Source organism: Halopseudomonas laoshanensis, from assembly GCF_008365385.1.
GTDB classification, from domain to species: Bacteria; Pseudomonadota; Gammaproteobacteria; order Pseudomonadales; family Pseudomonadaceae; genus Halopseudomonas; species Halopseudomonas laoshanensis.
In genome coordinates, this window is record NZ_QOVF01000001.1 from 271,390 (window position 1) to 298,352 (window position 26,963).

A 26,963-nucleotide genomic window follows, 5' to 3' on the forward strand; every position below is an offset into this window, starting at 1 on the left:
TCAGCATGCTGATTTCAGTTCCCCGACTAGCTATCCTGCTGTTGTGTCTCGGAGCCGCGCCAGCGCTGGGCGAGAGCTTCAAGGTCGGATTTGGTACGCACAAACCGCCGTACATTTTCGAAGGTGAAGCACGCGGGCTGGAATACGATATTGTGCTTGCCGCATTTGCCCAGCAGCAGCGCGAAGTGCAGCCCTATCACGCGCCGCTGGAGCGTCTGCATCGTATGCTCGAACGCGGCGAGCTGGACGCCATCACCTCTACCAATACCACCAGCGGGGTGCCCGCGCACTATTCCGCCATCTATATCGAATACCAGAACGTGGCTGTGTCACTCGCCGCACGCAATGTGCAGCTCACGGGTATCGAGGATCTCAGCCTGTACTCGGTCAGCGCTTTCCAGCGTGCTCGGTTTCTACTCGGCGACGAGTTTCGCAGTATGGCGCTGAACAACCGCCGCTATCGGGAGGAAGCCCGCCAGGTGACTCGCAACATGCTGCTGTATGCCGGCCGAGTAGATGTCATGATTGGCGACCGGCGGATTTTTCGCGCTTTTGATCCGGTAGTGGCCGACCGTGTAGATATTCATCAGCCGGTGATTGAACACGGCCTGTTTCCTCCCACCGGATACCGGGTAGGCTTTGTCCGGGATGCGGATCGTGACTTGTTTGACCAGGGGCTTGCAGCGATCATCGACAGCGGTGAGTACCAGCGTATTGAAGCGCGATATGCAGAGTATTGAATGCCGACTGATTCGGTGACTGAATAAACGCTGATTGCGCCCCAAACTGAGCTGATTTGTTGCGTCGCATTGGTTAGTCTTTGAGCTGACAACAACAAAAAGATCGGACATATCATGCTCATTCAACGACCGCGCCTCACCGCGTATCTCCCCCCGCTGATTCTGGTAACACTGATGGCTACTCACACTCCTTCACTGGCGCAGGATAAAGCCCCAGCCTTGCCGACTCCCGATAGCGTACGCCTGGATAAACTGCAATTGATGCAAGGTTTTCCACCCGCCGCGGACAAACAGGTGACGGCCGCTAATTTCTTGAGCGAATACCCAAAACTGCGCTGGGCATTTCACCATATGCGTGAACTGCTGCCTTCCCGCAACGTCGCCAGGGGCCCCGGCGCGGCTGTTCCGTTGCCAGCCGGAGATGATCGGCGGGCGGAGATTGATGCGCTGACCTTTACCGGCCCGGACGGTAACACCCTGAGTTTTGCCGACTACCTGACGGCGTCTTTCGCGGACGCGACCTTGATCATGCTCGATGGCAAAGTCATCTATCAGGCCTATCACGAGGGAATGCCGGAACAGAATCCGCACATGATGTGGTCGATGACCAAGTCTTTCGCTGGTTTGCTCGCGACTCAGCTGATGGAGGAGGGCGTCCTTGATGGCCAGACGTTGGTCACTGAATATGTGCCGGAATTGAAAGGCAGCGGCTGGGAGGGCGCCACCCTCCAGCAGTTGCTGAATATGACGGCAGATATCGACTACAGCGAAGTCTATGCCGATGCGGATTCCGACGTCATCAAGTACGCCTTCGCGGCGGGCATGCTGCCGGTCCCTGCGGACTTTGCCGGACAGCGCGAGCTGTACAGCTACCTACCGACCATCGGCGCCGACGGTGAGCACGGCGAGCGCTTCATGTATCGCACGGTGCATACCGAAGTGCTCGGCTGGGTACTGCGCAAGGCTACCGGCAAACACCTGGCGGAGCTGATCAGTGAGCGCATCTGGACCAAGCTGGGGACCGAGCATGACGCCTTTCTGCTGGTGGACCGCCATGGTGCCGAGTGGGCCGGCGCCGGTATGAATGCCAGCCTGCGCGATCTGGCGCGGTTCGGCGAGATGATGCGGCTTGAGGGCCGTTTTAATGGTGAGCAGATCGTCAGCGCCAAGGCGGTCAAGGCGATACGCGAGGGAGCCGATAGAGAGGCTTTCAAGGCTTCAGGTCGGGATTTTCAGCCAGGCTATTCCTACCGTAACCAATGGTGGATCAGCCATAACGCCGATGGTGCTTTTGAGGCTTTGGGGGTCCATGGTCAGATGATCCACGTCAACCCGGCAGTTGGCCTGGTGGTGGTGCGGTTGTCATCGCACCCAGTAGCGAGCTCAGCCTTTACGTTCCCGACCACGCTCCCGGCGATGCAGGCGCTGGCTGACCTGCTGCGCTAACAGGCCGGCGCGACTCTCGATAGCAGACAGGGCCTATTCTCGACAGGAAGTACTGCTGCGTGGGTGTTTAGTTGAACATCTCTGCCGGCACGTCGCGGCGGTGCGCCAGACTGGTGTCACCGCTGTCGGCGTGATAGACGATGACCACATCGCCCTTGATGATCTGCTTGCGCAGTCGCTCAACGCGCTGGTCGAGGCTGGCATCGTAGCCGTTGTCGGTGCCGTCACGGGTAACAAAATCCTCAAGCATGCGCTCAAGGGTGGCGGGGTCCAGAAGGTCGTGGGGTATCAGCACAGTGTCTACTTCCTCGATGACATGAGCGCAGATGATACACTGCGCGGCTTGTCGATAACGTCTGGCTTGCGATGATTACAGATCCTCTGTTTTATCTTTGTGCGATTCCTGCGGTGCTGTTCTACGGTATAGCCAAAGGTGGCTTTGGTGGCAATATTGCCATTCTCTCGGTGCCGCTAATGGCACTGGTGGTCTCGCCGCAGAAAGCGGCAGCAATACTCCTGCCGATTCTTATCGTGATGGATATCACGGCGCTAAGGACCTTCCGCGGCCGCTGGGACAAGCCGAACCTTCGTATCATCATTCCGGCAGCGCTGATCGGCGTGCTGATTGGCGGTCTGACCTTTCGCCTGCTGGACGATGCACATATACAGCTGATGATTGGCGCCATCGCGTTGGTCTTCGTACTGAACATCTGGCTCCGGGGTGAAGAGCCACCAGTGCGCGGGGCGGGAATAGTGCGCGGCGGATTCTGGGGCATCATCTCCGGCTTTACCAGCTTCGGCATCCATGCTGGCGGGCCGCCAATCAATGTCTATCTATTACCGCAGAAAATGGACAAGACACTGCTGATGGGCACTATTGCCGTGTTCTTTGCTGTGGTCAATCTGGCCAAGCTGCCGGCCTATATTTACCTGGATCAGTTCAATACCAGCAATCTTCTGACCTCGCTGGCGCTCCTGCCACTGGCCCCAATAGGGGTATGGCTGGGTTTCTGGATGCTCCAGCGCAGCAATGAGAAACTCATATATCAGCTGTGTTACGTCTTCCTGTTTCTAACCGGGTGCAAGCTCTTGTATGACGGATTCAACGGGCTTTATCCCGGTTGAGTAGAGCGTCGATCACCGCATAGAGCGCATCACGCTGGACCGGCTTGGCCAGATAATCGTTCATGCCCGCTTCGACGCCAGCTTGTCGGTGGCTCTCGAGAATATGCGCGGTCAACGCGACTATGGTCACCGCGGGGAGCCGATGCTGACGCTCGAATGCGCGTATTTGCCGGGTAGCCTCAAAACCGTCCATGACCGGCATTTCGCCATCCATGAGAATCAGCTGGAATTGCTCCGGACTGGCGCGATACACCGCCAACGCTTCGGCCCCATTGGTCACGAGCTTGACCATGCAGCCGCGCTTCCCCAGCAAGCCGCGCACCACCATCTGGTTGACCGGATTGTCTTCGGCGACCAGCACGCTGAGTGAGCGGCCGAGCGGATTGGGGAAAACATCCAGGTCATATTCGGTCGACGTGGCGTGGTTATTGCTGACCATATCCAGTTCAGCCAAAGCCTTATGCATCTGCACTGGCGTAATGGGTGCATTGCATAGCCTGCAATGGCTTGTAGCGCAGGCCGATAGCACCTGCCGCAGATGCACGGAACAGACCACCAGTGCCGTTCCGCGGTGCGCCTGCAAAGCCTGGTTTAGACTGGCGAGCTGCGTCTGATCCAGCTCGGCGGTACTGGCAAGCAGCAGCCCAGATCGCTGGCTGCTGTTCAGTTGATCGAGGGTAAGCGGCTGCGGGTCATAGCCGAAGCGCATCAGCAGCAGGCGATAACTGGCGGACTCAGCGGGGTTCTGGCTGACTAGCCAGGCGGGGCGCAGCTCAGTGGTTCCTCGGCTTGCCTCTGCGGCGATGTCGGCTGTTGCCGCAACCAGCTCAAAATCCAGCGTGAAGCTGAAACACGAGCCCGTCCCCGGCTGGCTCTCTACTCTGATATGGCCGCCCATCAGCTTGGCCAGCTCCTGGCTGATGGTCAGCCCCAGGCCGCTGCCGCCGTAGCGGCGGGTGGTACTGCTATCGGCCTGAGCGAAGGACATGAATAGTTGATGTCGAGCGTCCGCGCTGATGCCAATGCCGGTATCGCTGATGTCAAACTGCAGCCGCACAGCATTATCCTGCGCGACTGCAAGGCGGCTGACATGCACCGCGATATGTCCCTGTTCAGTAAATTTGACCGCGTTACTCATCAGATTGAGTAGCACCTGTTTCAGCCGGGTAGGGTCGCCGATCAGTAAGCGAGGGGCTTCCGGATCCAGACTGCAATAGATCTCCAGGTTCTTTTTCAGGGCTTCGGCGGTAAACAGGCTGCAGCTATCGGACAGGAGTTGCTCGATATCGAACTCGATACGCTCCAGACGAACCTGGCCGGACTCGATACGAGCATAATCCAGGATGTCATTGATCACCGAGATCAATGCATTGCCGGAACTGTTTATGGTTTCCACGTAGAAGCGCTGGTTGCTGTCCAGCCGTGTATCGCGCAGCAGTTGCAACATGCCAAGCACGCCGTTCAACGGAGTGCGGATCTCGTGGCTCATTTTGGCCAGAAAGCGACCCTGGGCGACGGCCTCAAGACGCGCTTGTTGAGCCTGTTCGTCCGCTTTGTAGCGCGCTTCCTTGAGTGCATTTATTCGGTCAGCCAGCCCCAGCGAGAGGATGAACAGCTCGACGCAAATCCCTAGTTTTACCCAGTCAGTGCCATAGGAAATCGCCAGCTCGATGCCCAGCGAGCCGGCTGTCGAGAGCATCAGTGAACACAATAACAAGCCCCAGGCCAGCGTGTAGTAGGAGCCGTAGCGAAAGCCCTTGCGCCAGACGTAAAGGCCGGTGGCGAGCAGTATCGCTGAACTGACCAGTACGTACAGGCTGGCCGCCAGATTGTAGAGATTGAGCCCGATCAGCGGCAGGCTGATCAATGTCAGGCCAACGATGATGATGACGCAGCGCAGCAGCCAGTCGATCCTGGGAAATCGCTCCCGCGTATGCAGAAAGTGCCGGCTGAATTGGCTGGCAACGATGCAATGCAGGAACATCAGGCTGTAGATCGAGATCGACTGGAAACTGATGCCCATGGGTAGCCACTTCCACAGCAGCCCATCGAACGCCGCCATGAACAGCAACATGTTCATGTTGTAAATCAGGTACCAGAGATAGCTGCGCTCGCGCAGTGCCATGTACAAGAACAGGTTGTAGGCAAACAGGCCGAGCAATACGCCGTAGAACAGGCCGTTGGCGAGCATGCTGACTTCCAGATTGGCCGCGGCGGCGGGCCAGGTGGAAAAGTACAGGGGTACAAACACAGTACTGCTGGTTTCCACCCGCAGGTAGAAGTCGTTACGACCGGGCACCAGCTCCACCGGCATCCAGGGGTTGCGCACCTGCATCGGCCGCTCACCGAGCAATAGATGATCGCCACTGTGTTGTTCGCGGATCGGCTTGTCCGCGGCGAATTGAAACAACTTCAGGTTGTCGAGAATCGGATAGTTGATCTCGATTACGCCGCTGACGCTGGTACTGGAAGGGTTGTCGATGGTGAAGCGCAGCCACCAGGCGGAGCCCGTTTTGCCCATGTTGGGGTATTTCCCCGTCACCGGCTGCCAACTGCGTCCCGGGTTATCATGGATCTGATCGACACTGAACCCTGCCTCTGGGTCTTCCAGCAACAACACGTGGGAGGACAGATTGACGCGCAGATCGGTCTGCTCGATCAACAGGGGTTCGACCGTCTGCGCATGCGATGGGAATGCCAGCAGAAAGGAGCAGCAAAGTAACAACAGCCTTAGCGACAGGGCCATCCGATGCAAACCTCTGGGTGCCTGTCGATTATTGGAATGTTATTGAGACAAGGCTTGCTTGAATGTAGCACAGGCGCGGGTTCTGTGGGCATGCCCGGGACAGCTAAGCGCGCTTCAGGGTGTCAGTTGACCCCGAATGAGTTGGCGCAGCAGAAAGCGGCTGGGATGCACGGCCTGGAAGAGATCGCTGGGTAGCGGCAGCGCTTCGCCGGTGACCAGCGCAGCAATCAACTCGCCGCTTAGCGGGCAACTGATCAGCCCACGCGAGCCGTGGGCCGCGTTGATAAACAGTCCAGGGAGCCAGGGCGAGTCTGTGGATGGCTGCTTGGATGCGTCCTTGCCCAACACCGCATACGCGCGCTGGAAGCTGGCGGCATCGACTAACGGCCCAACCAGGGGCAGATAGTCTGGGGTGGTGCACCGCATGGCCGCGCGGGCCTTCAGGGTAGCCGGGTTCAGCTGTTCTCGCTGCAGTGCGTGGGCCAGGGCGGGTGACAGACTATCGAGCAAGGCCAGGTTGCTGTGGTTTTCCTCGGCACTGGGCTGCGTATCATCACGGTCAAAACGAAAGCTTGCGCCCAGATGATGCTCGCCCTGACGCGCCGGGGAGATATAACCTTCGGCGCAGATCACGCTACGCAGCTGCGCACTGTGCTCGGTAGCTGGGAGATGGGTAATCTGCCCGCGTATGGCTTTGAGCGGCAGGTGTTTGGTCTGGACAAATTTCTGACTGTCCGCCGCGCTGCAGATAACCGCCACATGCGCCTGGGTAAGTAGGCGCCCATCGGCATCCAGCGCCTGCCATTGGCCTGCTTGATATGCCAGGTCCAGCGCTTCGCTGTGGGTTTTCAAGGTGATGGCCGGATGCCGCAACAGCGCCTGGCACAGGGCCGGTGGATTGACCCAACCGCCTTCCGGAAAAAACAGACCAGAGTGATCAATGGCAACGCCAGCTATTTCGCTTGCCTGTTGCGCATCCACACCGTGCAGGAAGCGTTGTGGATAGCCGGCCGCCGCCAGCTTTTGCAGGCGTGCGGATTCCTTGCCGTTGGCGCCCAGCTGCAGCACGCCGCAGGGCTCCCAGTGCTCTCCATCGCGCGGAAGTACCTCGTGCAATAGCCGCAGGCTGTAGGCATAACTACTCTGGATAAAGCGTGAAAGCGGTGTCTGATGCGGCGACAGTTTGCAATAGAGTATGCCCTGCGGGTTGCCGGAAGCTTCCTGTGCAGCGGCTGGATGGCGCTCGATAACAGTTACCTGCCAGCCGCGCCGGGCCAGGGCGTAGGCACTGCAGCAGCCAGCCAGCCCGGCACCGATGATGATTGCAGTTCGCTCGCCTTGGGCTGGCTGGGGCCGGGCATACCAGGGCGCGGCCCAAGGCGTTGAGCCGCTGCGTTGCAGGCTTCCGGCGAGCATATGGCGTTTGTGCCTGTGCCCCGGAACTCTGTGCATGTCAAAGCCGGCGGCGATAAGCCCGCGCCGTACCTCGCCGACGCTGGTAAAGGTGGCGACCGTTGTGCCCGGCTGCGAGAGCCGCGCCATCTGTTGATACAACGCGGGTTGCCACATGGCCGGATTCTTCGCCGGGGCAAAGCCATCCAGAAACCAGGCATCTACACGCGCGTCGAGGTGCGGCAGGGTGTCGAGCATATCGCCAACCAACAGCGTCAGGGTCACCCGCCCTTGGGCCAGAACAAACTGTTGCCAGCCGGGAGCCAGATCCGTGTATTGCGCTTCAAGAGTCTCGGCCCAGGGCTGCAGCTCTGGCCACAGGCGCTGCGCACGCTTAAGGTCGCAGGCAGATAGCGGGTATTTTTCGCAGCTGACGAAGTGCAGAAAGGCCGAGGCTGGCGCGCATTGATCCCACAGCTGCCAGGCGGCAAGGAAGCTTCTGCCAGTACCGAAGCCGGTTTCGCCTATGCAGAAATGGCCGCCCTCAGGCAAGGCCGCCCAGCGCTGAGCCAATTGGTTGTGGAGCAGAAACACATGCCGTGCTTCGTCCAGGCCGGATTCACTGGAGAAATACACATCGTCAAACTGTTCTGAGAACGGTTGCCCGTCGGCTGACCAGCTTAAGGTGGCAAAGGGTGATGGCGAGTTCACGACGGCTCCTGCGGTGTATCCGCAGGCATTGTAACCGCGAACGCGGCATATTAAATGCGCTGTTGTCTAGCTGGAGCAGGAGCCGCCCGGTGCAATCGATGCTCGATTAGCTCGGGGCTCAATTGATGTTGGGCAATATCAGCAATACCCAAGTAGCAACAAACACCAGGGCAACGGAAGAACATCTGCCTTTGATTCGCTGTTTCATAATGACCACCTTTTATTATTGTTGGCAGTTGCCTGGGTAAGGCCTGCGGCGCCAGCCGGGTTGTGGCTTGTGCGCTAATGTACGTTGACCTATAAGGCCGTTATGCAAAGTCTGACTGCAACGAGGGTTACCCGTTCAACACTTGGTGCTGCAACTACAGGGTAGATGTTTTCATCTTCGAGCGTTAGATGAATTGGCTACTTTAAAGAGTCACATTGTCGCCAACTAGAATGACGTTGTCATGACAATGTCATCATTAATGTTGTCATTTTTGCCGACGGCGATAGAGCGCCGCTTTTGTCAGCGGGATTGAGCGTTTTGGTCATTGTCGCGCTCGCTGTCAGGAGTAGGGTAACTGTCAGTCGTTATTACGGAGAGTCCCATGACCGAAGCATTTATTTTCGACGCCGTGCGCACCCCGCGCGGCAAAGGCAAAAAGGACGGATCGCTTTATAGCGTCAAGCCGGTGAACCTGATCGCAGGCCTGTTGCGCAGCCTGCAACAACGCCAGGACCTGGATACCAGTCAAGTGGATGACATTGTGCTCGGCTGCGTGACGCCGGTGGGCGATCAGGGCGCAGATATCGCCAAGACCGCAGCGCTGGTGGCCGAATGGGATGATCGGGTCTCCGGAGTGCAGATCAATCGCTTTTGCGCTTCGGGTCTCGAGGCGGTGAATCTGGGCGCGATGAAAGTACGCTCCGGATTCGAGGATCTGGTGGTCGTGGGTGGGGTCGAATCCATGTCACGGGTGCCCATGGGCTCGGACGGCGGTGCGTGGGCGATGGACCCGGAAACCAATCTAAGGGCGCATTTTGTGCCGCAAGGCATTGGTGCTGACTTGATCGCTACCCTGGAGGGCTTCAGCCGCGAGGATGTTGACGCTTTCGCGCTGCGCTCCCAGCAAAAGGCGGCCAGCGCACGCAGCCGCAATGCCTTCGCTCGCACGCTGGTGCCGGTCACCGACCAGAACGGCATTGTACTGCTGGATAACGATGAATTTATTCGCGCGGATACCACGCTGGCGGGTCTGGGTGCGTTGAAGCCGAGTTTCGAGATGATGGGGCAGATGGGCTTTGATGCCGCAGCGCTGTCCCGGTATCCGCAGGTGGAGCGTATTCAGCACGTACACACCCCCGGCAACAGCTCGGGGATTGTAGATGGCGCCGTGGCAATGCTGATTGGCTCCCAGGACAAAGGGCGCGCTTTGGGGCTCACCCCCCGGGCCCGCGTAGTAGCGACCGCCGTGACCAGTACCGATCCCACCATCATGCTCACCGGCCCGGCTCCGGCAACCCGCAAGGTCCTGGCCCGCGCCGGGTTGAGCATCAATGACATTGACCTGTTCGAGGTCAACGAAGCGTTCGCCTCCGTGGTCATGCGCTTTATGAAAGAAATGCAGGTGCCGGAAGAGAAGGTCAACGTCAATGGCGGCTCCATCGCCATGGGCCATCCACTCGGCGCGACCGGCTGCATCATTCTGGCAACGCTGCTCGATGAGCTGGAGGCCCGGCAGCTGCGCTACGGCCTGGCCACGCTCTGTGTCGGCGGCGGCATGGGTATCGCGACTATTATCGAGCGACTTTGATGTGAGCAGACAGGAATCGACCATGACAGATGCTATTGAGTACCGGAAAAGCGCTGATGACATCGTTACGCTGACGCTGGATATGCCCGGTCAGAGCGCCAACACCATGAACGCGGTCTACCGCGAGGCCATGGCGACGACCATTGTGCGTCTGGAAGCCGAGCGCGAGCAGATTGCCGGGGTGATTGTGACCTCGGCAAAGAAGACCTTTTTCGCTGGCGGAGATCTTAACGAGCTGATCAAGGTGACTCCGGCCGACGCCGAGAACTTTTATCACATGGTGTTAGGTCTGAAGGCTCAGTTGCGGCGCCTGGAAACCCTCGGCAAACCGGTGGTCGCGGCGATCAATGGCGCGGCATTGGGCGGCGGCTGGGAACTGGCGCTGGCGTGCCATTATCGTATTGCGCTGGACCAGCCGCATGTGCAATTGGGACTGCCGGAAGTAACTCTGGGCTTGCTGCCTGGCGGCGGCGGTGTCGTGCGCATGGTGCGCCTGCTTGGCGTAGAGAAAGCGCTGCCGTATCTTGCCGAAGGCAAGCAGTTGCGACCAGCTCAGGCGCTGGCGGCGGGCCTGATTCATGAGCTGGCAGACAGCCCTGAAGACATGCTGGCGAAAGCGCGAGCCTGGATACTGGCCAACCCGGCGGCGGTTCAGCCCTGGGATAGCAAAGGCTACAAGTTGCCCGGCGGCACGCCGAGCCATCCGGCGCTGGCGCAGATGTTACCGATTGCACCTGCACTGCTGCGCAGCACGACCCAGGGCTGTTTCCCGGCACCGGAGAAGATTTTGTGTGCCGCGGTGGAAGGTGCTCAGGTGGATTTCGACACCGCGCAGCTGATCGAGACCCGCTACTTTACCGAGCTCGCCACCGGCCAGGTGGCCAAGAACATGATCGGCACTTTCTGGTTTCAGCTGAACCAGATCAAGGCCGGCGGATCGCGACCCGCCGGGTTCGACAAGGTGCTTACGCGCAAGCTGGGCGTGCTGGGTGCCGGCATGATGGGCGCAGGAATAGCCTATGTGGCGGCATCAGCGGGCATTGAGGTGGTCCTCAAGGATGTCTCCACCGAGGCGGCAGACAAGGGCAAGGCCTATTCCGCCGGATTACTCGACAAGAAGCTGTCACGCGGTCAGACCACTGAGCAGAAGCGCGAGGCGATACTCGCACGTATCCATCCCACTATTGATGAGGCAGATTTTGCCGGTTGCGACCTGATTATTGAAGCGGTATTCGAGGATCGAGAACTCAAGGCCAAGGTCACCCAGGCGGCTGAGCAGCATGCTCTGGCAGACGCGGTTATTGCCTCCAATACCTCCACGCTGCCGATTACCGGCCTGGCCTCGGCCATCAAACAGCAGGACAGATTTATCGGCCTGCATTTCTTCAGCCCGGTCGACAAGATGCCGTTGGTGGAGATTATTCGCGGTCAGCACACCAGTGATGAAACGCTCGCGCGTGGGTTTGATTTCGTCATGCAGATCAACAAAACGCCGATTGTGGTCAATGACAGCCGTGGGTTCTTCACCTCCCGGGTATTCAGCACCTTTACCAGTGAAGGTATCGCGATGCTTGGCGAGGGCGTGCCAGCCGCGTTGATCGAGAATATCGCGCGTCAGGCGGGGATGCCGGTGGGTCCGCTGGCGGTATCGGATGAAGTGTCCATGAGTTTGATGAGCCATATCCGCGAGCAGACCCGACGAGATCTGATTGCCGAAGGCCAAAGCCTGCCCGAGCACCCGGCGTTCAACGTTATCCAGCAGATGGTGGAAACCTTCAAGCGCCCCGGTAAAGCGGCGGGGGCGGGGTTTTATGAGTACCCCAAAGATGCCCGCAAGCATTTATGGTCAGGCCTGAAAGCGCAGTTTGAAAAACCCGAGGCCATGATTCCGCAGCAGGATGTTCGCGACCGGCTGCTATTTATCCAGGCAATTGAAACAGTTCGCTGTGTCGAGGAGAAAGTGTTGTTGTCCACGGCGGATGCCAACATCGGCTCGATCTTCGGTATCGGTTTTGCCGCCTGGACAGGTGGCGCGCTGCAATTCATTAATCAATATGGTTTGCAGGCTTTTGTCGCGCGGGCGCGCTATCTGGCGGAGCAATATGGCGAGCGGTTCGAGCCACCGGCATTGTTATTGGAGAAGGCTGCCAGCGGCTCGACTTTTTGAGGTCAGAGTAATTGATCGGTTCGTGCCGCCATGATCAGATCATTGCGGTGCACACCGCCCAGCGAATGACTCCACCAGCTGACCGTCACCTTGCCCCATTCCGTTAGCAGGGCAGGGTGATGGCCGGCCTTTTCTGCCAACTCGCCGACCTTGTTGGTGAAGTGCAAAGCTTGGGCAAAGTCATTGAAATGGTAGCGCTTTTCGACCCGAGATATGCCATCGACGTGTTTTAAAGTCCATTCCTGCAATTCGTCCAGCAATTCCTCTATAGCCTCTTCATCCATCGCGGTAGCGGCTGAATCGCTGGTATTCAAGGATTCGTGGGGCAACGTACTCATGCTCTTTCTCCTATTGCCTGTGGGTGATTTGAGCATAGCAGTCAAGCTGCTGTCCTAGGATTCAGTTTGTGCCAAGGCGTATCATGGGCGGCTTGCTAGGACATCAGAGGAAGAGGCATGCATCAACGTTGGCTGAGCGAGAGCTTGCGCTTTATCGGTTGGAGGCCAGACAGCACCAGTCACCAGGAAAAGCTGATTTCCGCGCTGGGAGCGACCCTGTCGCTACTGGTTGTGTACTGGGTCACGCATATAGGTCTGGATGGTGACGGCGCGCTCTGGGTCACCGGCTCCATGGGCGCCAGCGCCGTGCTGGTGTTTGCCATGCCGCATGGCGCGCTTTCGCAGCCCTGGTCGGTGGTCGGCGGGCAGGTCATTTCCGCCAGCTTCGGCGTGGCCTGCATGCAATGGTTGCCCGCCGGCCCCTGGGTGGCGGCCTTGGCGGTGGGAGGCAGTATTTTCCTGATGATGTATCTGCGTTGCTTGCACCCGCCTGGCGGGGCGACCGCGATGATTGTGGTCCTCGGCGGGCCTGCGGTGGAAAGCGCCGGATTTCATTTTGTGCTTTATCCGATTCTGCTGGATGCCCTGGTGATCGTCGCCGCGGCGTTGTTGTTTAATAACCTGTTTGAATGGCGTAGGTATCCGTTGTCGTTATCCCATCATCAGGTGGCGCGCCCACCGGGCATCGCACCGGAAGATTTTCACCACGCCTTGCGGCAGATGAATTCCTACGTCGATATTGAATTTGACGATCTGCTCAAGCTGGTCGAGTTGGCCAATAAACATGCCAAGACGGAAGGCGTTGCTGAGAACGACCTGGTGGCGGGAGCTTTTTACAGCAACGGTTTGCCGGGCAGCAACTGGTCAGTGCGTGAGGTGCTGCAGGTCGAGGCAAGGCGCCCGGGGCGCTATGGCCGGGTGCGCTATAAAACCATCAAAGGCCAGGGCGAGGGCAGCGGCGGCATGTGCAGGCTATCGACCTTTATCACCTGGGCGCGTTACCCGGTGGAGCAGGATGAGACCGGTTGGCACCGGGTGCGCTCTGTGGATAAGCCGAAGGTCTAAGCCCATTACGACGTTGGTCGAATGGCTTGACCGGTTGTTCATAAGGAGACTGGTCCTATGTTTTGGTGACCTTATCTACCCCGATGTAGATGTGCTGCTCTCCTTAGGCTGCTACCCGCAAGGGCGCAGCCATTTTTTTGCTACAGATGCGCCCAGATCGGTTATTACCCGGTGGAGCGGAACAGTTGCTGAGGCAACCTGAGCCCATCTGTAGCTATGGTGCTGGCTGGCGCGAGCCTACAATACCGCGTCCCTTCGCAAGCTTAGAGTTCCCACCATGCACGTCTCTTCTGGTCGCTGGTTATACGGTTTCGTTCTGGCCATGATCACCACCGTGCTATGGGCCGTGCTGCCGATCATGCTCAAGGAAGTGCTCAAGGGCATGGATCCCTACACCGTGACCTGGTATCGGCTGTTCAGCGCCGGGCTGGTGTTGTTTATCTGGTTGGCGGTGCAGCGGCGCTTGCCGTCGATTCGCGCGCTGTCGAACACCAATCGCTGGTTGTTGGTCGTGGCGATTGTCGGGTTGGCCTGCAACTACGTGTTTTATCTGATGGGCCTGAGCCGACTGACTCCAGGCACCATGCAACTGATGATTCAGACGGCGCCGATCATGCTGATGTTCGGCAGCATGCTGGTATTCCGCGAGCGTTTTGGCCTGGGCCAGGTGTTGGGCGTATTGGTACTGCTGCCGGGCTTCGTATTGTTCTTCAACCAGAGGCTGGTGGAGCTGTTCACGCAGATGAGCAGTTATACCCTGGGTATTCTGATCACCCTGGCTGCGGCGTTGACCTGGGCGCTGTATGGGCTGGCGCAGAAGCAGCTGCTGACCATCTGGTCTTCGGTCACTGTCATGATGGTGATTTACCTGGCCTGTTCGGTATTGTTATTGCCGTTGACCAATCCCTTATCGGTACTGGATCTGACCGGGCTGCAATTCTGGCTATTGGTTGCCTGCTGCCTGAATACCTTGATCGCCTATGGCGCCTTCGCAGAAGCGCTGGTGCACTGGGAGGCGTCACGGGTGAGTGCGACCATCGCGACTACGCCGCTGTTTACCTTCAGCATGGTGGCCCTGGGCTCCATGCTCTGGCCGACCATCGTCCAGCCGGAGCTGCTCAATAGCCTGGCCTATCTGGGCGCGTTGATGGTGGTGGTGGGCTCGGCGCTGGTGGCGCTGGCGCCGAGCCTGATCCAGAACCTGAAGAATCGCCGTCTGCGTCGGCTGGCGGTGACACCGCCGCCGGCAGGATCCTGATTTAACCCTTTCACGGTCAGGTGGCCGCGCTTGCAGGCCGCCTGACCGCGAAACCAGGTTAGCCGTTCTCACCGAGCATGGCCTCCGGCCGCACCGCCTGATCGAACTCCGCCTCATCCAGATATCCCAGTGCCAGCGCCGCCTGCTTCAAGGTGGTGCCTTCCTGGTAAGCTTTCTTGGCTATGTCAGCTGCCTTGTCATACCCAATCACCGGATTCAGCGCTGTCACCAGCATCAGGCTGTTGTCCAGGTGCTCGCGCATGCGCCGGGTATCGGGCTCCATGCCTTCAATGCAATGCTCGCGGAAGCTGTTGCAGCCATCGCTCAGCAGTCGCACAGACTGCAGCAGGGTATGGATGATCACCGGCTTGAATACATTGAGCTGCAGGTGCCCGCTACTCGCGGCCATGCCCAAAGTCACATCGTTGCCTTGCACCTGGCAGGCAATCATCGACAGCGCTTCGCATTGGGTCGGATTGACCTTGCCGGGCATGATCGAGCTGCCGGGCTCATTGGCTGGCAACCTGACTTCGGCAAAGCCGGCGCGCGGGCCGCTGCCAAGCAGGCGCAGGTCGTTGGCCAGCTTCATTAGCGTAGTCGCTAACTGCTTGCAGCCAGCATGCAACTGCACCAGCGGTTCGTGACCGCTGAGCGCGGCGAACTTGTTCTCGGCGCTGGTAAACGGCTGGCCGGTGAGCTCGGCTATTTCGCTGGCGAAGGCCTCGGCGAAGCCGGCGGGCGTATTTAGCCCGGTGCCCACCGCCGTGCCGCCCTGGGCTAGCGCGTAAACGCCGGGCAGCGCCTGTTCTACCGCCTGCAAGCCCATATCCAGCTGGGCAACAAAGGCCGATAGCTCTTGGCCGAAGGTCACTGGAGTGGCGTCCATCAGATGCGTGCGCCCGATCTTTATCAGGTCGGCATGTTGCTGCGCCTGATAGTGCAATTTCTCACGCAGCGCGGTAACCGCCGGGATCAGCGTATTGCGGGTCTGCAGCGCAGCGGCAATATGCATCGCAGTAGGAAAAGTATCATTGGAGCTTTGCGAGCGGTTCACGTGGTCATTCGGATGCACTGGCGACTTGCCGCCCGGTGAACCGCCAGCCAACTGGTTGGCACGCCCGGCGATCACCTCGTTGGCGTTCATATTGCTCTGTGTACCGCTGCCGGTTTGCCATACCGACAGGGGGAAGTGCCCATCCAGCCGGCCATCGATCACTTCGTCGGCAGCACGCTCGATGAGCTGCGCGGTGTCTGCGTCCAATTGTTCGAGCTTGAGGTTGGTGCGCGCTGCGGCTTTTTTGATCAGCCCCAGGGCGTGCACCACTGCCAGAGGGATACGCTCCTCCCCTATGGCAAAATGATGTAGTGAACGTTGGGTCTGCGCACCCCAATAGCGATCAGCCGGGACATCAATATTCCCCATGCTGTCGGATTCGGATCTTGTACTCATGCTGACTCTCCGCGTTGGTGTATGGTGTCTCGGGCTGTCAGTATAGGCCCTTGACCCTTATGACCCACGAAAGCGGGAAAAGTCCATGCGAAGCTCGATCCTGCCAACGGCTTGTTGGCCAATGTTCTCGGCACTGTTTATCTCAATGCTGCTTATCGCACCACTGGCGCAAGCGGATGAAGCTTCGCACCGGGCGAGTGCCGAGCGCTTTCTGAAGCTGGCCAATGCCGACGAGATGACCGCGCCGGTGTACCAGCAGGTAGCGCGCATGCTTACCGCGCAGTTCTCGCAGATGGGCGGCTCGATGCAGTACGAGTCGATACTGCGCAAGTACCAGCAGCGCGCGCGGGCCGAGCTGGATAAAACCCTGGCGTGGGACGCGATGCGCGACGAGTTGATTGATCTCTACCTGCCGCTGTTCAGTGAGCAGGAATTCGAGCAATTGGCAGCGTTTTACCAGTCCGACGTTGGACGCAAGTTGATGACGCATTTGCCGGAGCTGACCCGAGAATCCATGGCGATCAGCAGTGGCCGCGTCGAGGAAAAAGTCGGCCCGCAGATTCAGGCGTTGATCGAAGAGATGGGCGCAGAGATCGAAGAGCAGCAAGCCGATCTGCGCTGACATATCGCGCCGGGTTACACTTGGGGCATGAGTATTGAGTAACTGGATTGTGGAGAAACATGATGACTAGCAGCACAGGGCCAACCCAAAACGCACTTCAGCAAGCCATGCAGAACTTGGCGCCGGAGCATCTGGAACTGGTCAATGAAAGTCATATGCACAGCGTACCGCCGGGATCGGAATCGCACTTCAAAGCGGTGGTAGTCAGCCAGCAGTTTGTCGGCCTGAACGCGGTCAAGCGGCATCAGGCGGTCTATCGTTCGCTGGGTGATCTGATGGCGAGCATCCATGCACTGGCGCTGCATACCTACACCCCTGAGGAATGGGCGGCCCGGCAGCAGGCGCCTGCATCACCCAATTGCCTGGGCGGCAGCAAAGCGGACGCCTGACTTGGATCCTGCGCTCTGCTAGAATTCGCGCCTCAATGGGTGCGCCCTTTACGGGGGCGATAACTGTATTGCCGAGGTAATTCATGTCGCAGATTGTTGTAGTAGCGCTGTACAAGTTCGTCACGCTGGAAGATTTCGAAGCCAAACGCCAACCGCTGCTGGATGTGCTGACCCGTTACGGCGTCAAAGGCACGTTATTGCTGGCGCGTGAGGGGATCAACGGCACCATCGCCGGCCCGCGCGAGGGGATGGATCGAGTGCTCGATTGGCTGCGCGCCGATCCGCGTTTGAGCGACCTGGATCATAAGGAGTCGCTGTGTGACGAGATGCCGTTCTACCGGACCAAGGTCAAGCTGAAAAAAGAGATCGTCACCATTGGTGTGCCGGATGTAAGCCCCAACGAGACTGTGGGTACATACGTCGAGCCGGGTGACTGGAATGCGCTGATCAGTGATCCAGAGGTGCTGCTGATCGACACTCGCAATGACTACGAGGTGTCGATCGGTACCTTTGAAGGCGCAGTCGATCCGCAGACCAAAAGCTTCCGCGAATTTCCCGAGTACATCAAAGCCCATTACGATCCCGAGAAGCACAAAAAGGTGGCGATGTTCTGCACCGGCGGCATCCGCTGTGAAAAAGCCTCCAGCTATATGCTGCAACAGGGCTTTGACGAGGTGTATCACCTCAAGGGCGGCATCCTGAAGTACTTCGAAGAAGTGCCCGCCGAGCAAAGCAAGTGGAATGGCGAGTGCTTCGTCTTTGATAACCGCGTGACCGTGCGTCATGACCTGGCACCCGGGTCGTTCGACCAGTGCCATGCCTGTCGGCACCCGATTTCGGCTGAAGAAAAGGCCGCTCCGCAGTATGAGGAAGGCGTCAGTTGCCCGCGTTGCTATGCCAGTCTGCCGGAAAAGACCCGGCGCCGGGCTGAAGAACGGCAGAAGCAGGTACGCCTGGCCAAGCTGCGCAATCAACCGCATCCAATTGGTCAACCTCAGGCCATGGCATCCCCGGGCGGAGCCCCCAACAAACCCTGACGGAGTAAGGCCATGACTCAGCGCCTGTTGTATGTAATGGATCCCCTGTGTTCCTGGTGCTGGGGTTTTGCGCCGGTGATCGACGCGATTCAGGCTGCATACCCTGAGCTTGCCATCCATATGGTCGCCGGCGGATTGCGGCCGGGGCAGCGGGACCCGCTTGATGCAGCCAGTCGCGAGGCGCTGGGCGAGCATTGGGAGGCGGTCGAGATTGCCTCGGGTCAACCCTTTTTGAGTCCGGATGACCTGCCTGGCGGCTTTGTCTATAACACTGAGCCGCCGTGCCGCGCGCTGGTGGTAGGTCGCGAGCTGGAAGCCAGCAACGTCTGGGCTCTGGTCAAGGCCATTCAACATGCATTTTACGCGCAGGCGCTGGATGTAACGCAGACGGCGCTATTGGTCGATCTCGCCGAGCAGGTTGGTTACGACCGGCGTTCGTTCAGCGAAAGCTTCGACGCTGAAATTACCCGGGCGGCGATTGCGGCTGATTTTTCCTGGACACGCGACCTGGGTATTGCCGGCTTTCCCACCCTGTTGGCCCAGCGTGATGGGCAGTTGGCGCTGCTTACCAACGGCTATCAGTCGGTTGATGAGGTAATGCCGTTGCTGGATCGTTGGGTGGCAGCGGGAGAGGCCCGGCAGCCAGCATGCTGAGCACTGCGCTGCACCTGGCTTTGCATGCGCTGGTTCCATTGGCGGTGGCCCTGCTGTTTTTCCGGGGCCAATGGAAAAAAGCCTGGTTGATCATGCTCCTGACCATGCTGGTTGATCTCGACCACCTGGTCGCTGATCCTATTTTCGACCCGGGTCGCTGCTCAATCGGCTTTCATTTTCTGCACAGCTATTCCGCCATCGGCGCTTATCTGTTGATGACGCTCTGGCAGCCGCTTAGATTGGTGGGCCTGGGACTGCTGATTCATATGCTGGTGGATGCCAGCGACTGCTGGCGAATGGCGGGGTTTCCACTTTTGTAGGCAATAAAAAAGGCCGGGTAATTCCCGGCCTTTTTATCTGCGCTGAACGAGCGCGGTGACTGTCGAGTCAATGGCACCCGATTCAGTGGCGTGAGAGCAGAGCCGGCTTGGGCTTGTCTTCAGGGGCGTGGAACAAGAGGAAGAGTTGGGTGAGGATTTCGGGGATGTGCTGCATCATGTCCTCGACCATATCCTCATCCTGAGCGATTTCTGCAAACTCGGGCTGATCATCGAACAGTCCAGAGCCGACCATGATCGGCAACAACAGCTCGCTGACGGTCTCTTCGTCCTGGCTGAACCAGTCCTCTTCACGCAGGAATACACCTTCCAAAAAACCAACGCACCAGCTGCGCAGGTCGGACAGGTCCGGCTCGTCGCCGAGCGTCAGATCGCACGGTGGCTCAAGCTCTTCATCACTGGACAGGTCGCGGGCGATTTCCGCCTTGAGTTCGCGCAGTGAGCCTTCGATGTCGGCTTTCTGAGCTTCATCCTGGTAGTTGGGTTCTTCAGCAAAAAGCTCCGCGATCCATTCTTCTTCAGGTACTTCAACGGGGCTGATGCACAGCGCGGTGAGATAACCATGGCCGGCAAGATAATCAAGCGCTTCATCGTGCAGGTCATCGGCATCGAGAAACTGCTGCAAGCGCTCGAGTTGGTCGGCAAAGGACATGGGACACCTCATAATCAGAATTGTTAACCATTGTACGCGCGCACCGGTTTTTTTGCCAAAAGCGCGGTGTATTTGTGCGCAGAAACACGGATGCAATCCCGAGGGCTGTTATAATTTGCCGCCTGTAAAAGGCCAGTCCACTTCGATCAAGGGAGACTCATGCGCGAGCAAGCTCTGGAACGGCTCAAGGAAATCTTCGGCTACGCCGAGTTCCGTGGTCAGCAGGCAGACATTATCGACGAGGTGGCGCAAGGCCGCGACGCGTTGGTACTGATGCCCACTGGCGGCGGTAAATCATTGTGCTACCAGATCCCTGGGTTGCTGCGTGATGGCCTGACGGTGGTGGTCTCGCCGCTCATCGCGCTGATGGACGATCAAGTCGCTACGCTTAACGAGCTCGGCCTCAAGGCCGCGGCGCTGAACTCCACCTTGACTGATCAGGCGCAACGCGAGATCGCCGAGCAGATGCGCGCCGGCGATCTGGATTTTCTCTATCTGGCTCCGGAGCGCCTGCTTAAACCGCGCACGCTGCATTTTCTGCAGAGTTTGAAAATCAGTTTGTTCGCGATTGACGAGGCTCACTGCGTATCCCAATGGGGGCATGATTTCCGTCCGGAATATCTTCAGCTAGGCCAGCTCGCGGAGCTGTTCCCCGATGTGCCGCGCATGGCCTTGACGGCTACCGCCGATGAGCGCACCCAGGGCGACATCACCCAGCGCTTGAAACTGGAAGCCGCGCGCTGCTTCATCTCCGGCTTTGATCGGCCGAATATCTTTTATCGGATTGTGCCCAAGGACAAACCGCGCCAGCAGTTGTTGAACATGCTTGCCCGGCACAAGGGCAACGCCGGAATCGTCTATTGCCTGTCGCGCAAGAAGGTCGATGAAACCGCGGCTTGGCTGAGTGCGCAGGGCTGGCCGGCTTTGCCTTATCACGCCGGGCTGCCGTCGGAATTGCGGGCCACGCATCAGAAGCGCTTTCTCAATGAGGAAGGCCTGATCATGGTCGCCACCATTGCCTTCGGCATGGGCATCGATAAGTCCAACGTGCGCTTTGTCGCGCATATGGATTTGCCGAAAAGCGTTGAGGCCTATTATCAGGAGACCGGGCGTGCAGGGCGCGATGGGTTGCCAGCCGATGCCTGGATGGCCTACGGGCTGCAGGACGTGCTGATGCTGAATCAGATCATGGCCAACTCCGAGGGCGACGAACGACACAAGCGCATTGAACGGCACAAGCTGGATGCGATGCTCGGGCTCTGTGAAATCACCACCTGCCGCCGGCAGATGCTGCTCGATTACTTTGGCGAAACCATGCCCGAGCCGTGCGGCCATTGTGACAACTGCGTGGAACCCGCAGCCACTTGGGACGGCAGCGAGGCGGCCAAGATGGCTTTATCTTCTGCCTACCGCAGCGGCCAGCGATATGGCGTAGGGCATCTGATTGATATTCTGCTCGGCCGCGATAATGAAAAGATTCGCAGTGCTGGCCACCAGCATCTGTCCACCTATGGTATCGGCAAGCAGCTGTCAGAACAGGAGTGGCGCTCGGTATTTCGCCAGTTGATCGCCCGTGGTCTGGCTGAGATTGACCTGGATGGCTATGGCAGCCTGCGCCTTTCGGACAGCTGTCGGCCGCTATTGCGCGGGGAAGAAACCCTGGCGCTGCGCAAGGATGTCAGCCGCTCGGCGGCGCTACCCTCGCGCTCGGAAAAGGCCGTGGTGGCCGAAGCCGACAAGCCGCTGTGGGAAGCCTTGCGGGCGTTGCGCAAGCAATTGGCCGAATCGCATGGGGTGCCGCCCTATGTCATTTTCCCAGACTCCACGCTGGTCGACATGCTGCGTCAGCGCCCGGCCAACTTGCAGGATATGGGGCTGGTCAGTGGTATTGGCGCGCACAAGCTGGAGCGCTACGGTGCTGATTTCTTGCAGGTCATGCTCGGGGACGCGGGGGCGGTACAGGACGCGCCACTGGATATTGCCCAGGAGGCCCAGGCGTTGGCGATGGCCGGAATGGGCGCCGAACAGATTGCCCGGCAGCTGGATATGCCCGTCAAACAGGTTTACATGCAGCTGGCCCAGGCCGTGGGGCTGGGTAAGTTACCGTTGAACCGGGCGATTGACTTGCCACCCGGCCAGCTCGAGCGTATTCAGGATGCCTTCCTGAATCTGGCGGAGGAAGATTTGCCAGGGGTGCGCACGTTGGCCAAGGAGCTGGATGAACCGGTGGAGGAGGGCGTACTGCATTGCATACGTGCTGCCCTGATCCACGAGATTTCCGGGGCCTGATTAAACATAGGAAGCCGGGCAAGCCTTAGAAGGTTTGCCCTAGCTTCATATATAGCGCGCGCTCGCCTTCCTCGTTGGCGCCGAGGCCGAAGAACAACGGGCCGAGGAAGGTGTCCAGGCCGAGCAACAGGCTGCCGGCGGTAATATAGCCAGTGTCGAAGCCGCTTTCTTCCTTGTTATAGACCCGCCCGTACTCGAAGCTGGCGCCCAGATAGACCGGAATGCCAACCGGCACATAGTTGCCTGGGTTCAGCCGACGGTAATACACCACCCTTCCCAGATTGTAGTTCTGCCCTGCCAGCCCGTTCTGACGAAAACCGGAGAACTGACCGGGGCCGCCCAGCAGAAAGCTGCTCTGCGCGACACCTACATCGCCATCGGTGCGACCAAGGAAAGCGCCTAACTGGAAGCTGTTGGCGCCCCTGGAAAAGGCCTTGTTCGCGCGCAATTCGACTTGCTCGTAGCGCTCATCCGCGCCGAGATCAGGCTCGGACTGACGCCAGACGGCCCGGGCTTCGTCCCCGGAGCGCGGGAAGTTCACATTATCCAGCGTGTCGCGGTCGACTTGCAGGGTATAGAAGGCCTCTTCGAAGCTGAACGACGGCAACTCGGGGTCGCCCACGCGCACCCGGGATTCACCCTTGTAGCGTGACAAGCCGAAGCGTACTTCGCCATTATTGGCGATCTGTCGACCCAGGTTGAAACCGGTGCCGTAGCGGGTCTGGCGGTAGTCGACGATGGGATCGTTATCGATAATGACTTCCACGTTCCGGGATTCGGCATCGATAAAGGGCGCGACGAAGTAGCGCGAGCCGAAATCCAGCGGTTGGTAGAATTCGCTGTAAAACACCTGATTCTCGCCTAGCTGCAGCCGCGTCAGCCATTCTGCGCCCAGCGGGTTGACGCCATTGACGCGGAAACTGGCGCCGATGTTGAACTGACTGCCGCCCTTGAAATCATCCACCAGGTTCAAACCCAGGCGCAGATAGTCGGTACCGGTTTCGCGGCCACTGGTGCGTACCAGCAGGGTATTGGATTCGTCACCATGGACAATCTCGTAGCTTACCCGGCTGAAATAATCGGTACCGTAAATAGTGCCCATATCCTCTTCCAGGCGCTCCAGATTGAGCGGCTCACCCAAGGGCTGGCGTAGCATGCTACGCACTACCTTGTCGGATACCTTGCCACTGTTCTCCACCTCTATGGCGTCAATCACGGGCTGCCGCAGCGGGCGAGTGCGGGCCAAATTGCCGCCCGGCTCAGTACGCAGGTATCGTTCAGAGAACGTCCTGGCCTGCGGCGAAGCGCTGAGGCTGGCGGCACCGGCGCGGACGGCCATGGCGGTCTGGTCAAAGCTGCTGAAACCCATGGCGCCCAGTTCCGGTTGCAGTAGCAGATCATTCGGGCCCAGGGTATCGAGCTGTTCCTGAGTGTTGGTGCGGGTCAGCAGGCTGGTGGTCTGGTCCATGATGTCGATAATCGAGGTCAATTGTTCCGCCGACTTCAATGGTGTGCCACTGTCCACCACAATCACGCGATCCACGCCCATGCTGCGGGCGATATCCACCGGCACGTTCTTCACCAGGACGCCGTCGACCAGCATGCGGCCGTCGACGTTAACCGGGGCAAAAAAGCCGGGCAGGGCGATACTGGCCCGGATGGCCAGAGGCAGATGGCCGTGGTCGAAAACCACCGCTTCGCCGGTAGCAATATCGGTTGCCACTGCGCGGAACGGAATCGGCAAATGGTCAAAATTGTCTATATCGTTGGTGTGCACCAGCAGCGCTTCCAATGCCAGGCCCAGATTCTGGCCCTGCAGCAGGCCAAGCGGCAGATTCAACCGGCCGCGGTCGAAACTCAGGCGCTGTTTAACCAGAAAGTCGCGATCGTCCTGCTTGCGGCGAAAGGGAATATCTTCGCGCAGCGGGGTATCACTCAGAATGGTCTGCCAATCCAGTTCCAGTGCAATCTTTTCGATCTCATCAGCATTGTAGCCCGCCGCGTAAAGGCCACCGATGACTGCACCCATGCTGGTACCGGCAATTGCGTGAATGGGGATGTTCATTTCTTCCAGTTGCTTGAGCACACCGATGTGCGCCAGGCCCCGGGCGCCACCGCCGGACAGCACCAGGCCGGTGCGCAGTTCTTCAGCGCTGGCATAGGGTATGAGACTGACAAGCAGCAACAGCAGAAAGCGTTTGAACATGGTGTTGGCTCGGGTACGCGATGATCATGGAAGTCAGGCGGATATTGTATACGACGCAGCACATAAATAATGAGCCTGGTGTGGACTTTGATACGCGCTTTGGCTGTCACGTGATGGTCATGAGAGTGTCATCTAGCCGTCAAGCCGCAGACCTAAGGTGGAATCTATACTCCAGGGAGATGCGACCATGACCAGTGCTGAAGCTCATTCACCGGGTAGCAAGCAGCGGGTACGTACACTGTGGATTTCCGACGTTCACTTGGGCACACGCGGTTGTCAGGCTGACAAGCTTACCGCCTTCCTCAAGGAGTATGAGTGCGATCACCTGTATCTGGTCGGGGATATCATCGACGGCTGGCGCTTGCGCAAGAGCATGTATTGGCCCCAGGCACATACCAACGTGGTGCGTCGGGTCCTGACGATGAGCAAGCGCGGCACCCGCGTGACCTATGTCACCGGCAATCACGATGAGTTTCTGCGCCGTTACGCCAGCCTTGAGTTAGGTAATATTCACCTGGTGGACGAAGCCGAGCACCAGACCCTCGACGGCCGTCGGCTGCTGGTTATTCACGGTGACCAGTTCGATGTGATTACCCGTTGTCACCGCTGGCTAGCGTTTCTGGGTGACCATGCCTACGAGTTCAGTCTGACGCTCAACCGCTGGCTCAATCATTGGCGCGCGCGCTATGGTTACGGTTATTGGTCACTGTCGTCCTACCTCAAGCACAAGGTAAAAAAGGCGGTCAACTTCATCAGTGATTTTGAAGATGCGGTGGCCCATGAGTGCGTCAAACGGGACTATCAAGGCGTTGTGTGTGGGCATATTCATCACGCCGAAATCCGCCAGGTCAATGGCATCACCTATCACAACTGTGGTGATTGGGTGGAGTCCTGCACTGCATTGATCGAGCACCTGGACGGCTGTATCGAGCTCTACAGCTGGGTCGACCCCCTCACCAATGTGGTGCCGGCCACGCCGGTTGCAGCCGCTGCGGTCTAGATGATGACCTTGTCGCGCAGCTTGCGTGCGGCCAGCTCCAGCGACTTGATGATCTCGTCCTTGTCGTAGTTACGAATGCCGTTGGTGTCCAGATACATGGAGAATCCCGGCTTCTCATGCTCGACGAAGGTCGGGGCCGCGCCCAAGTCGCTGCGGAGTCCGGCCACCTGATAGATCTGTACCGGACGGGAAAAGCCCTTGACTGATACCTGCCCTTTGTCCCGGCACATGACCAGATCCTTGACCAGCGAAAAGGTCTCGTGGGGAATCAGGATCTCACCCGGATCAGCCAAGCTTTCCAGGCGGCTGGCCAGATTCACTTCGCGCCCGATGATGGTGTAATCCATCCGCGTATTAGCGCCAAAATTGCCAACCGTACAGTAGCCGGTGCTCAGCCCCATGCGGATTTCCAGCGGCCGGGTAATGCCTTTACTACGCCACTGTTGCCGCAAGACTTTCATATGTTTGCGCATGGCTACAGCCATTGCCACCGCGGCTTGGGCATCCTGTTTGGCGCCCTGGCTGACGGGGTCGCCGAAGAAAATCATCACACAGTCGCCGATAAATTTGTCGATGGTGCCGCCGTACTGCAACGCGATACGCGACATCTCATCCAGATAGTTATTCAGCAGATCGGTGAGCGCCTCGGCTTCCATCTCCTCGGCCAGTTCGGTAAAGCCGCGAATATCCGAGAAAAATACCGTGAGCTTCTTGCGTTTGGTTTCCAGCTGCACACTTTGAGTACCGGAAAAAATCGATTCCCAGACCTGTGGCGACAGGTATTTAGACAAATTGGTGGCCAACCGCGCGGTTTTTTCCTGTTCGGCGCTGATGACCTTCTGTGCCTGTTCCAGGCTGCGGCCCTGGCGGTAGACAAAGGCGGCCATGATCAGCATGAAAGTTCCGCCGCTGAGCAGGGCACTGACTGCGACCAGGGTAGAGCTGGCAAGAACGATCTGAGGGGTTATCAACGCGGCAGAGAGCATCAGGCCCAATAGCGCCAGGAGCCAGCCAGTCAGCATGAACAGGGGGCCGCCGATAATGATGCTGGCGAAGCTGATCAACAGGGTAAAGACAATACTGGCGACCGCATTGAACTGACACAGGGTAATGAACAAGCCCGTGTGCAGGCCGTCAAGCGCAAGCAAGGCCAGCCTGCTGTGCAATGGCCTTAGATTGTTCAAGCGAGCGACGGCCATGCGAACGATATGCGGATAGATCAGTGCGTAGCTGATAACGCCGAAATACAGCAGGGAGATACCGTTTTCCACGGCGAGGGAGGTAAAGGTAATGGCTACGCACAGGTAGGCTAGAACCCGGGAATGATAGCCTTCCAAGGGTGGTTTGACCGGTTTTACGCGGTTGTTGAACTTCATGATCAGTCGTTCCCTGGCCTGATGGCGGGCTACAGCTGATCTGCCTTGGACAACCGGCGCTGGCAATGCCTGTCGCATTGCTGTGGATCAGCCGAGCGATTACCGGCTGATCATAAACTGCATCAACAGTCAGGGAAACCGAAAACGCGGGAGATTTATCCCGCGA

22 protein-coding genes are annotated in these 26,963 nt (G+C 58.6%); 14 read left to right on the forward strand and 8 right to left on the reverse strand.

The window, feature by feature from the left end; translation table 11 throughout:
• Positions 1-5: 5 nt before the first annotated feature.
• Entirely contained in the window at positions 6-740 is a 735-nt protein-coding gene (locus DT594_RS01305; protein WP_149331022.1) for a substrate-binding periplasmic protein, read from the forward strand.
• A gap of 114 nt (positions 741-854) precedes the next feature.
• The gene (locus DT594_RS01310) at positions 855-2,186 is read left to right on the forward strand and encodes a serine hydrolase domain-containing protein (RefSeq protein ID WP_149331023.1); all 1,332 of its coding nucleotides are present in this window, start codon (positions 855-857) and stop codon (positions 2,184-2,186) included.
• Positions 2,187-2,253: 67 nt separating this feature from the next.
• On the opposite strand, the gene DT594_RS01315 is transcribed toward DT594_RS01310, so the two are convergent.
• On the reverse strand, positions 2,254-2,481 hold the full coding sequence (locus DT594_RS01315; protein ID WP_096346103.1) for a YheU family protein: 228 nt from the start codon (positions 2,479-2,481) through the stop codon (positions 2,254-2,256).
• Positions 2,482-2,552: 71 nt separating this feature from the next.
• On the opposite strand from DT594_RS01315, the gene DT594_RS01320 reads away from it, so the two are divergent.
• Positions 2,553-3,311 carry a sulfite exporter TauE/SafE family protein gene (locus DT594_RS01320; protein WP_149331024.1) on the forward strand — a complete coding sequence of 253 codons (759 nt, stop codon included), beginning with the start codon at positions 2,553-2,555 and terminating at the stop codon, positions 3,309-3,311.
• Here DT594_RS01320 and DT594_RS01325 read toward each other — a convergent pair.
• Positions 3,289-6,057, reverse strand: coding sequence for a hybrid sensor histidine kinase/response regulator (locus DT594_RS01325; protein ID WP_149331025.1), 2,769 nt, complete (start codon positions 6,055-6,057; stop codon positions 3,289-3,291). The two genes, DT594_RS01320 and DT594_RS01325, sit on opposite strands and share 23 nt — an antisense overlap.
• Positions 6,058-6,171: 114 nt before the next feature.
• Positions 6,172-8,160, reverse strand: a complete 1,989-nt coding sequence (mnmC, locus tag DT594_RS01330; RefSeq protein ID WP_149331026.1) for a bifunctional tRNA (5-methylaminomethyl-2-thiouridine)(34)-methyltransferase MnmC2/FAD-dependent 5-carboxymethylaminomethyl-2-thiouridine(34) oxidoreductase MnmC1 — start codon at positions 8,158-8,160, stop codon at positions 6,172-6,174.
• Between the two features lie 590 nt (positions 8,161-8,750).
• Here mnmC and DT594_RS01335 point away from each other — a divergent pair.
• Positions 8,751-9,956, forward strand: coding sequence for an acetyl-CoA C-acetyltransferase (locus tag DT594_RS01335; RefSeq protein ID WP_149331027.1), 1,206 nt, complete (start codon positions 8,751-8,753; stop codon positions 9,954-9,956).
• Between the two features lie 22 nt (positions 9,957-9,978).
• A complete protein-coding gene (locus tag DT594_RS01340) occupies positions 9,979-12,123 on the forward strand; it encodes a 3-hydroxyacyl-CoA dehydrogenase NAD-binding domain-containing protein (RefSeq protein ID WP_149331028.1) in 2,145 nt (714 codons plus the stop codon).
• A gap of 2 nt (positions 12,124-12,125) precedes the next feature.
• Here the strand turns inward: DT594_RS01340 and DT594_RS01345 are convergent, their stop codons facing one another.
• The gene (locus tag DT594_RS01345) at positions 12,126-12,461 is read right to left on the reverse strand and encodes a 4a-hydroxytetrahydrobiopterin dehydratase (RefSeq protein WP_149331029.1); all 336 of its coding nucleotides are present in this window, start codon (positions 12,459-12,461) and stop codon (positions 12,126-12,128) included.
• Between the two features lie 117 nt (positions 12,462-12,578).
• On the opposite strand from DT594_RS01345, the gene DT594_RS01350 reads away from it, so the two are divergent.
• Positions 12,579-13,526: an HPP family protein gene (locus tag DT594_RS01350; RefSeq protein ID WP_149331030.1), complete on the forward strand. Its 948-nt coding sequence runs from the start codon at positions 12,579-12,581 to the stop codon at positions 13,524-13,526.
• 277 nt (positions 13,527-13,803) lie between these two features.
• Positions 13,804-14,784, forward strand: a complete 981-nt coding sequence (locus DT594_RS01355; protein WP_149331031.1) for a DMT family transporter — start codon at positions 13,804-13,806, stop codon at positions 14,782-14,784.
• A 58-nt stretch (positions 14,785-14,842) separates the two neighbouring features.
• Here the strand turns inward: DT594_RS01355 and fumC are convergent, their stop codons facing one another.
• On the reverse strand, positions 14,843-16,234 hold the full coding sequence (gene fumC / locus DT594_RS01360; protein WP_149331032.1) for a class II fumarate hydratase: 1,392 nt from the start codon (positions 16,232-16,234) through the stop codon (positions 14,843-14,845).
• 85 nt (positions 16,235-16,319) lie between these two features.
• Here fumC and DT594_RS01365 point away from each other — a divergent pair, with 85 nt between their 5' ends.
• The 5 genes from DT594_RS01365 (at position 16,320) to DT594_RS01385 (ending at position 19,256) form a co-directional block, all read left to right on the forward strand.
• On the forward strand, positions 16,320-16,856 hold the full coding sequence (locus DT594_RS01365) for a DUF2059 domain-containing protein (RefSeq protein ID WP_149331033.1): 537 nt from the start codon (positions 16,320-16,322) through the stop codon (positions 16,854-16,856).
• A gap of 62 nt (positions 16,857-16,918) precedes the next feature.
• Complete coding sequence (locus tag DT594_RS01370; RefSeq protein ID WP_149331034.1) at positions 16,919-17,245, forward strand: BolA family protein; 327 nt, start codon at positions 16,919-16,921, stop codon at positions 17,243-17,245.
• A gap of 83 nt (positions 17,246-17,328) precedes the next feature.
• Positions 17,329-18,282 (forward strand): oxygen-dependent tRNA uridine(34) hydroxylase TrhO, encoded by a 954-nt coding sequence (gene trhO / locus DT594_RS01375; RefSeq protein WP_149331035.1) that lies wholly within the window; start codon positions 17,329-17,331, stop codon positions 18,280-18,282.
• 12 nt (positions 18,283-18,294) lie between these two features.
• Entirely contained in the window at positions 18,295-18,936 is a 642-nt protein-coding gene (locus DT594_RS01380) for a DsbA family protein (RefSeq protein ID WP_149331036.1), read from the forward strand.
• Positions 18,930-19,256, forward strand: a complete 327-nt coding sequence (locus tag DT594_RS01385; RefSeq protein WP_149331037.1) for a DUF6122 family protein — start codon at positions 18,930-18,932, stop codon at positions 19,254-19,256. The genes DT594_RS01380 and DT594_RS01385 overlap by 7 nt, the downstream gene beginning before the upstream one ends.
• Before the next feature lie 82 nt (positions 19,257-19,338).
• Here the strand turns inward: DT594_RS01385 and DT594_RS01390 are convergent, their stop codons facing one another.
• A complete protein-coding gene (locus tag DT594_RS01390; RefSeq protein WP_149331038.1) occupies positions 19,339-19,926 on the reverse strand; it encodes a UPF0149 family protein in 588 nt (195 codons plus the stop codon).
• Between the two features lie 159 nt (positions 19,927-20,085).
• Between DT594_RS01390 and recQ the strand changes: the two genes are divergently transcribed.
• The gene (gene recQ / locus DT594_RS01395; protein ID WP_149331039.1) at positions 20,086-22,215 is read left to right on the forward strand and encodes a DNA helicase RecQ; all 2,130 of its coding nucleotides are present in this window, start codon (positions 20,086-20,088) and stop codon (positions 22,213-22,215) included.
• A gap of 25 nt (positions 22,216-22,240) precedes the next feature.
• Here the strand turns inward: recQ and DT594_RS01400 are convergent, their stop codons facing one another.
• Positions 22,241-24,421 (reverse strand): patatin-like phospholipase family protein, encoded by a 2,181-nt coding sequence (locus DT594_RS01400; RefSeq protein ID WP_149331040.1) that lies wholly within the window; start codon positions 24,419-24,421, stop codon positions 22,241-22,243.
• A gap of 187 nt (positions 24,422-24,608) precedes the next feature.
• Here DT594_RS01400 and DT594_RS01405 point away from each other — a divergent pair, with 187 nt between their 5' ends.
• Positions 24,609-25,421 carry a UDP-2,3-diacylglucosamine diphosphatase gene (locus DT594_RS01405; protein WP_149331041.1) on the forward strand — a complete coding sequence of 271 codons (813 nt, stop codon included), beginning with the start codon at positions 24,609-24,611 and terminating at the stop codon, positions 25,419-25,421.
• Here the strand turns inward: DT594_RS01405 and DT594_RS01410 are convergent.
• The gene (locus DT594_RS01410; protein WP_149331042.1) at positions 25,418-26,797 is read right to left on the reverse strand and encodes an adenylate/guanylate cyclase domain-containing protein; all 1,380 of its coding nucleotides are present in this window, start codon (positions 26,795-26,797) and stop codon (positions 25,418-25,420) included. The two genes, DT594_RS01405 and DT594_RS01410, sit on opposite strands and share 4 nt — an antisense overlap.
• Between the last annotated feature and the right edge of the window lie 166 nt (positions 26,798-26,963).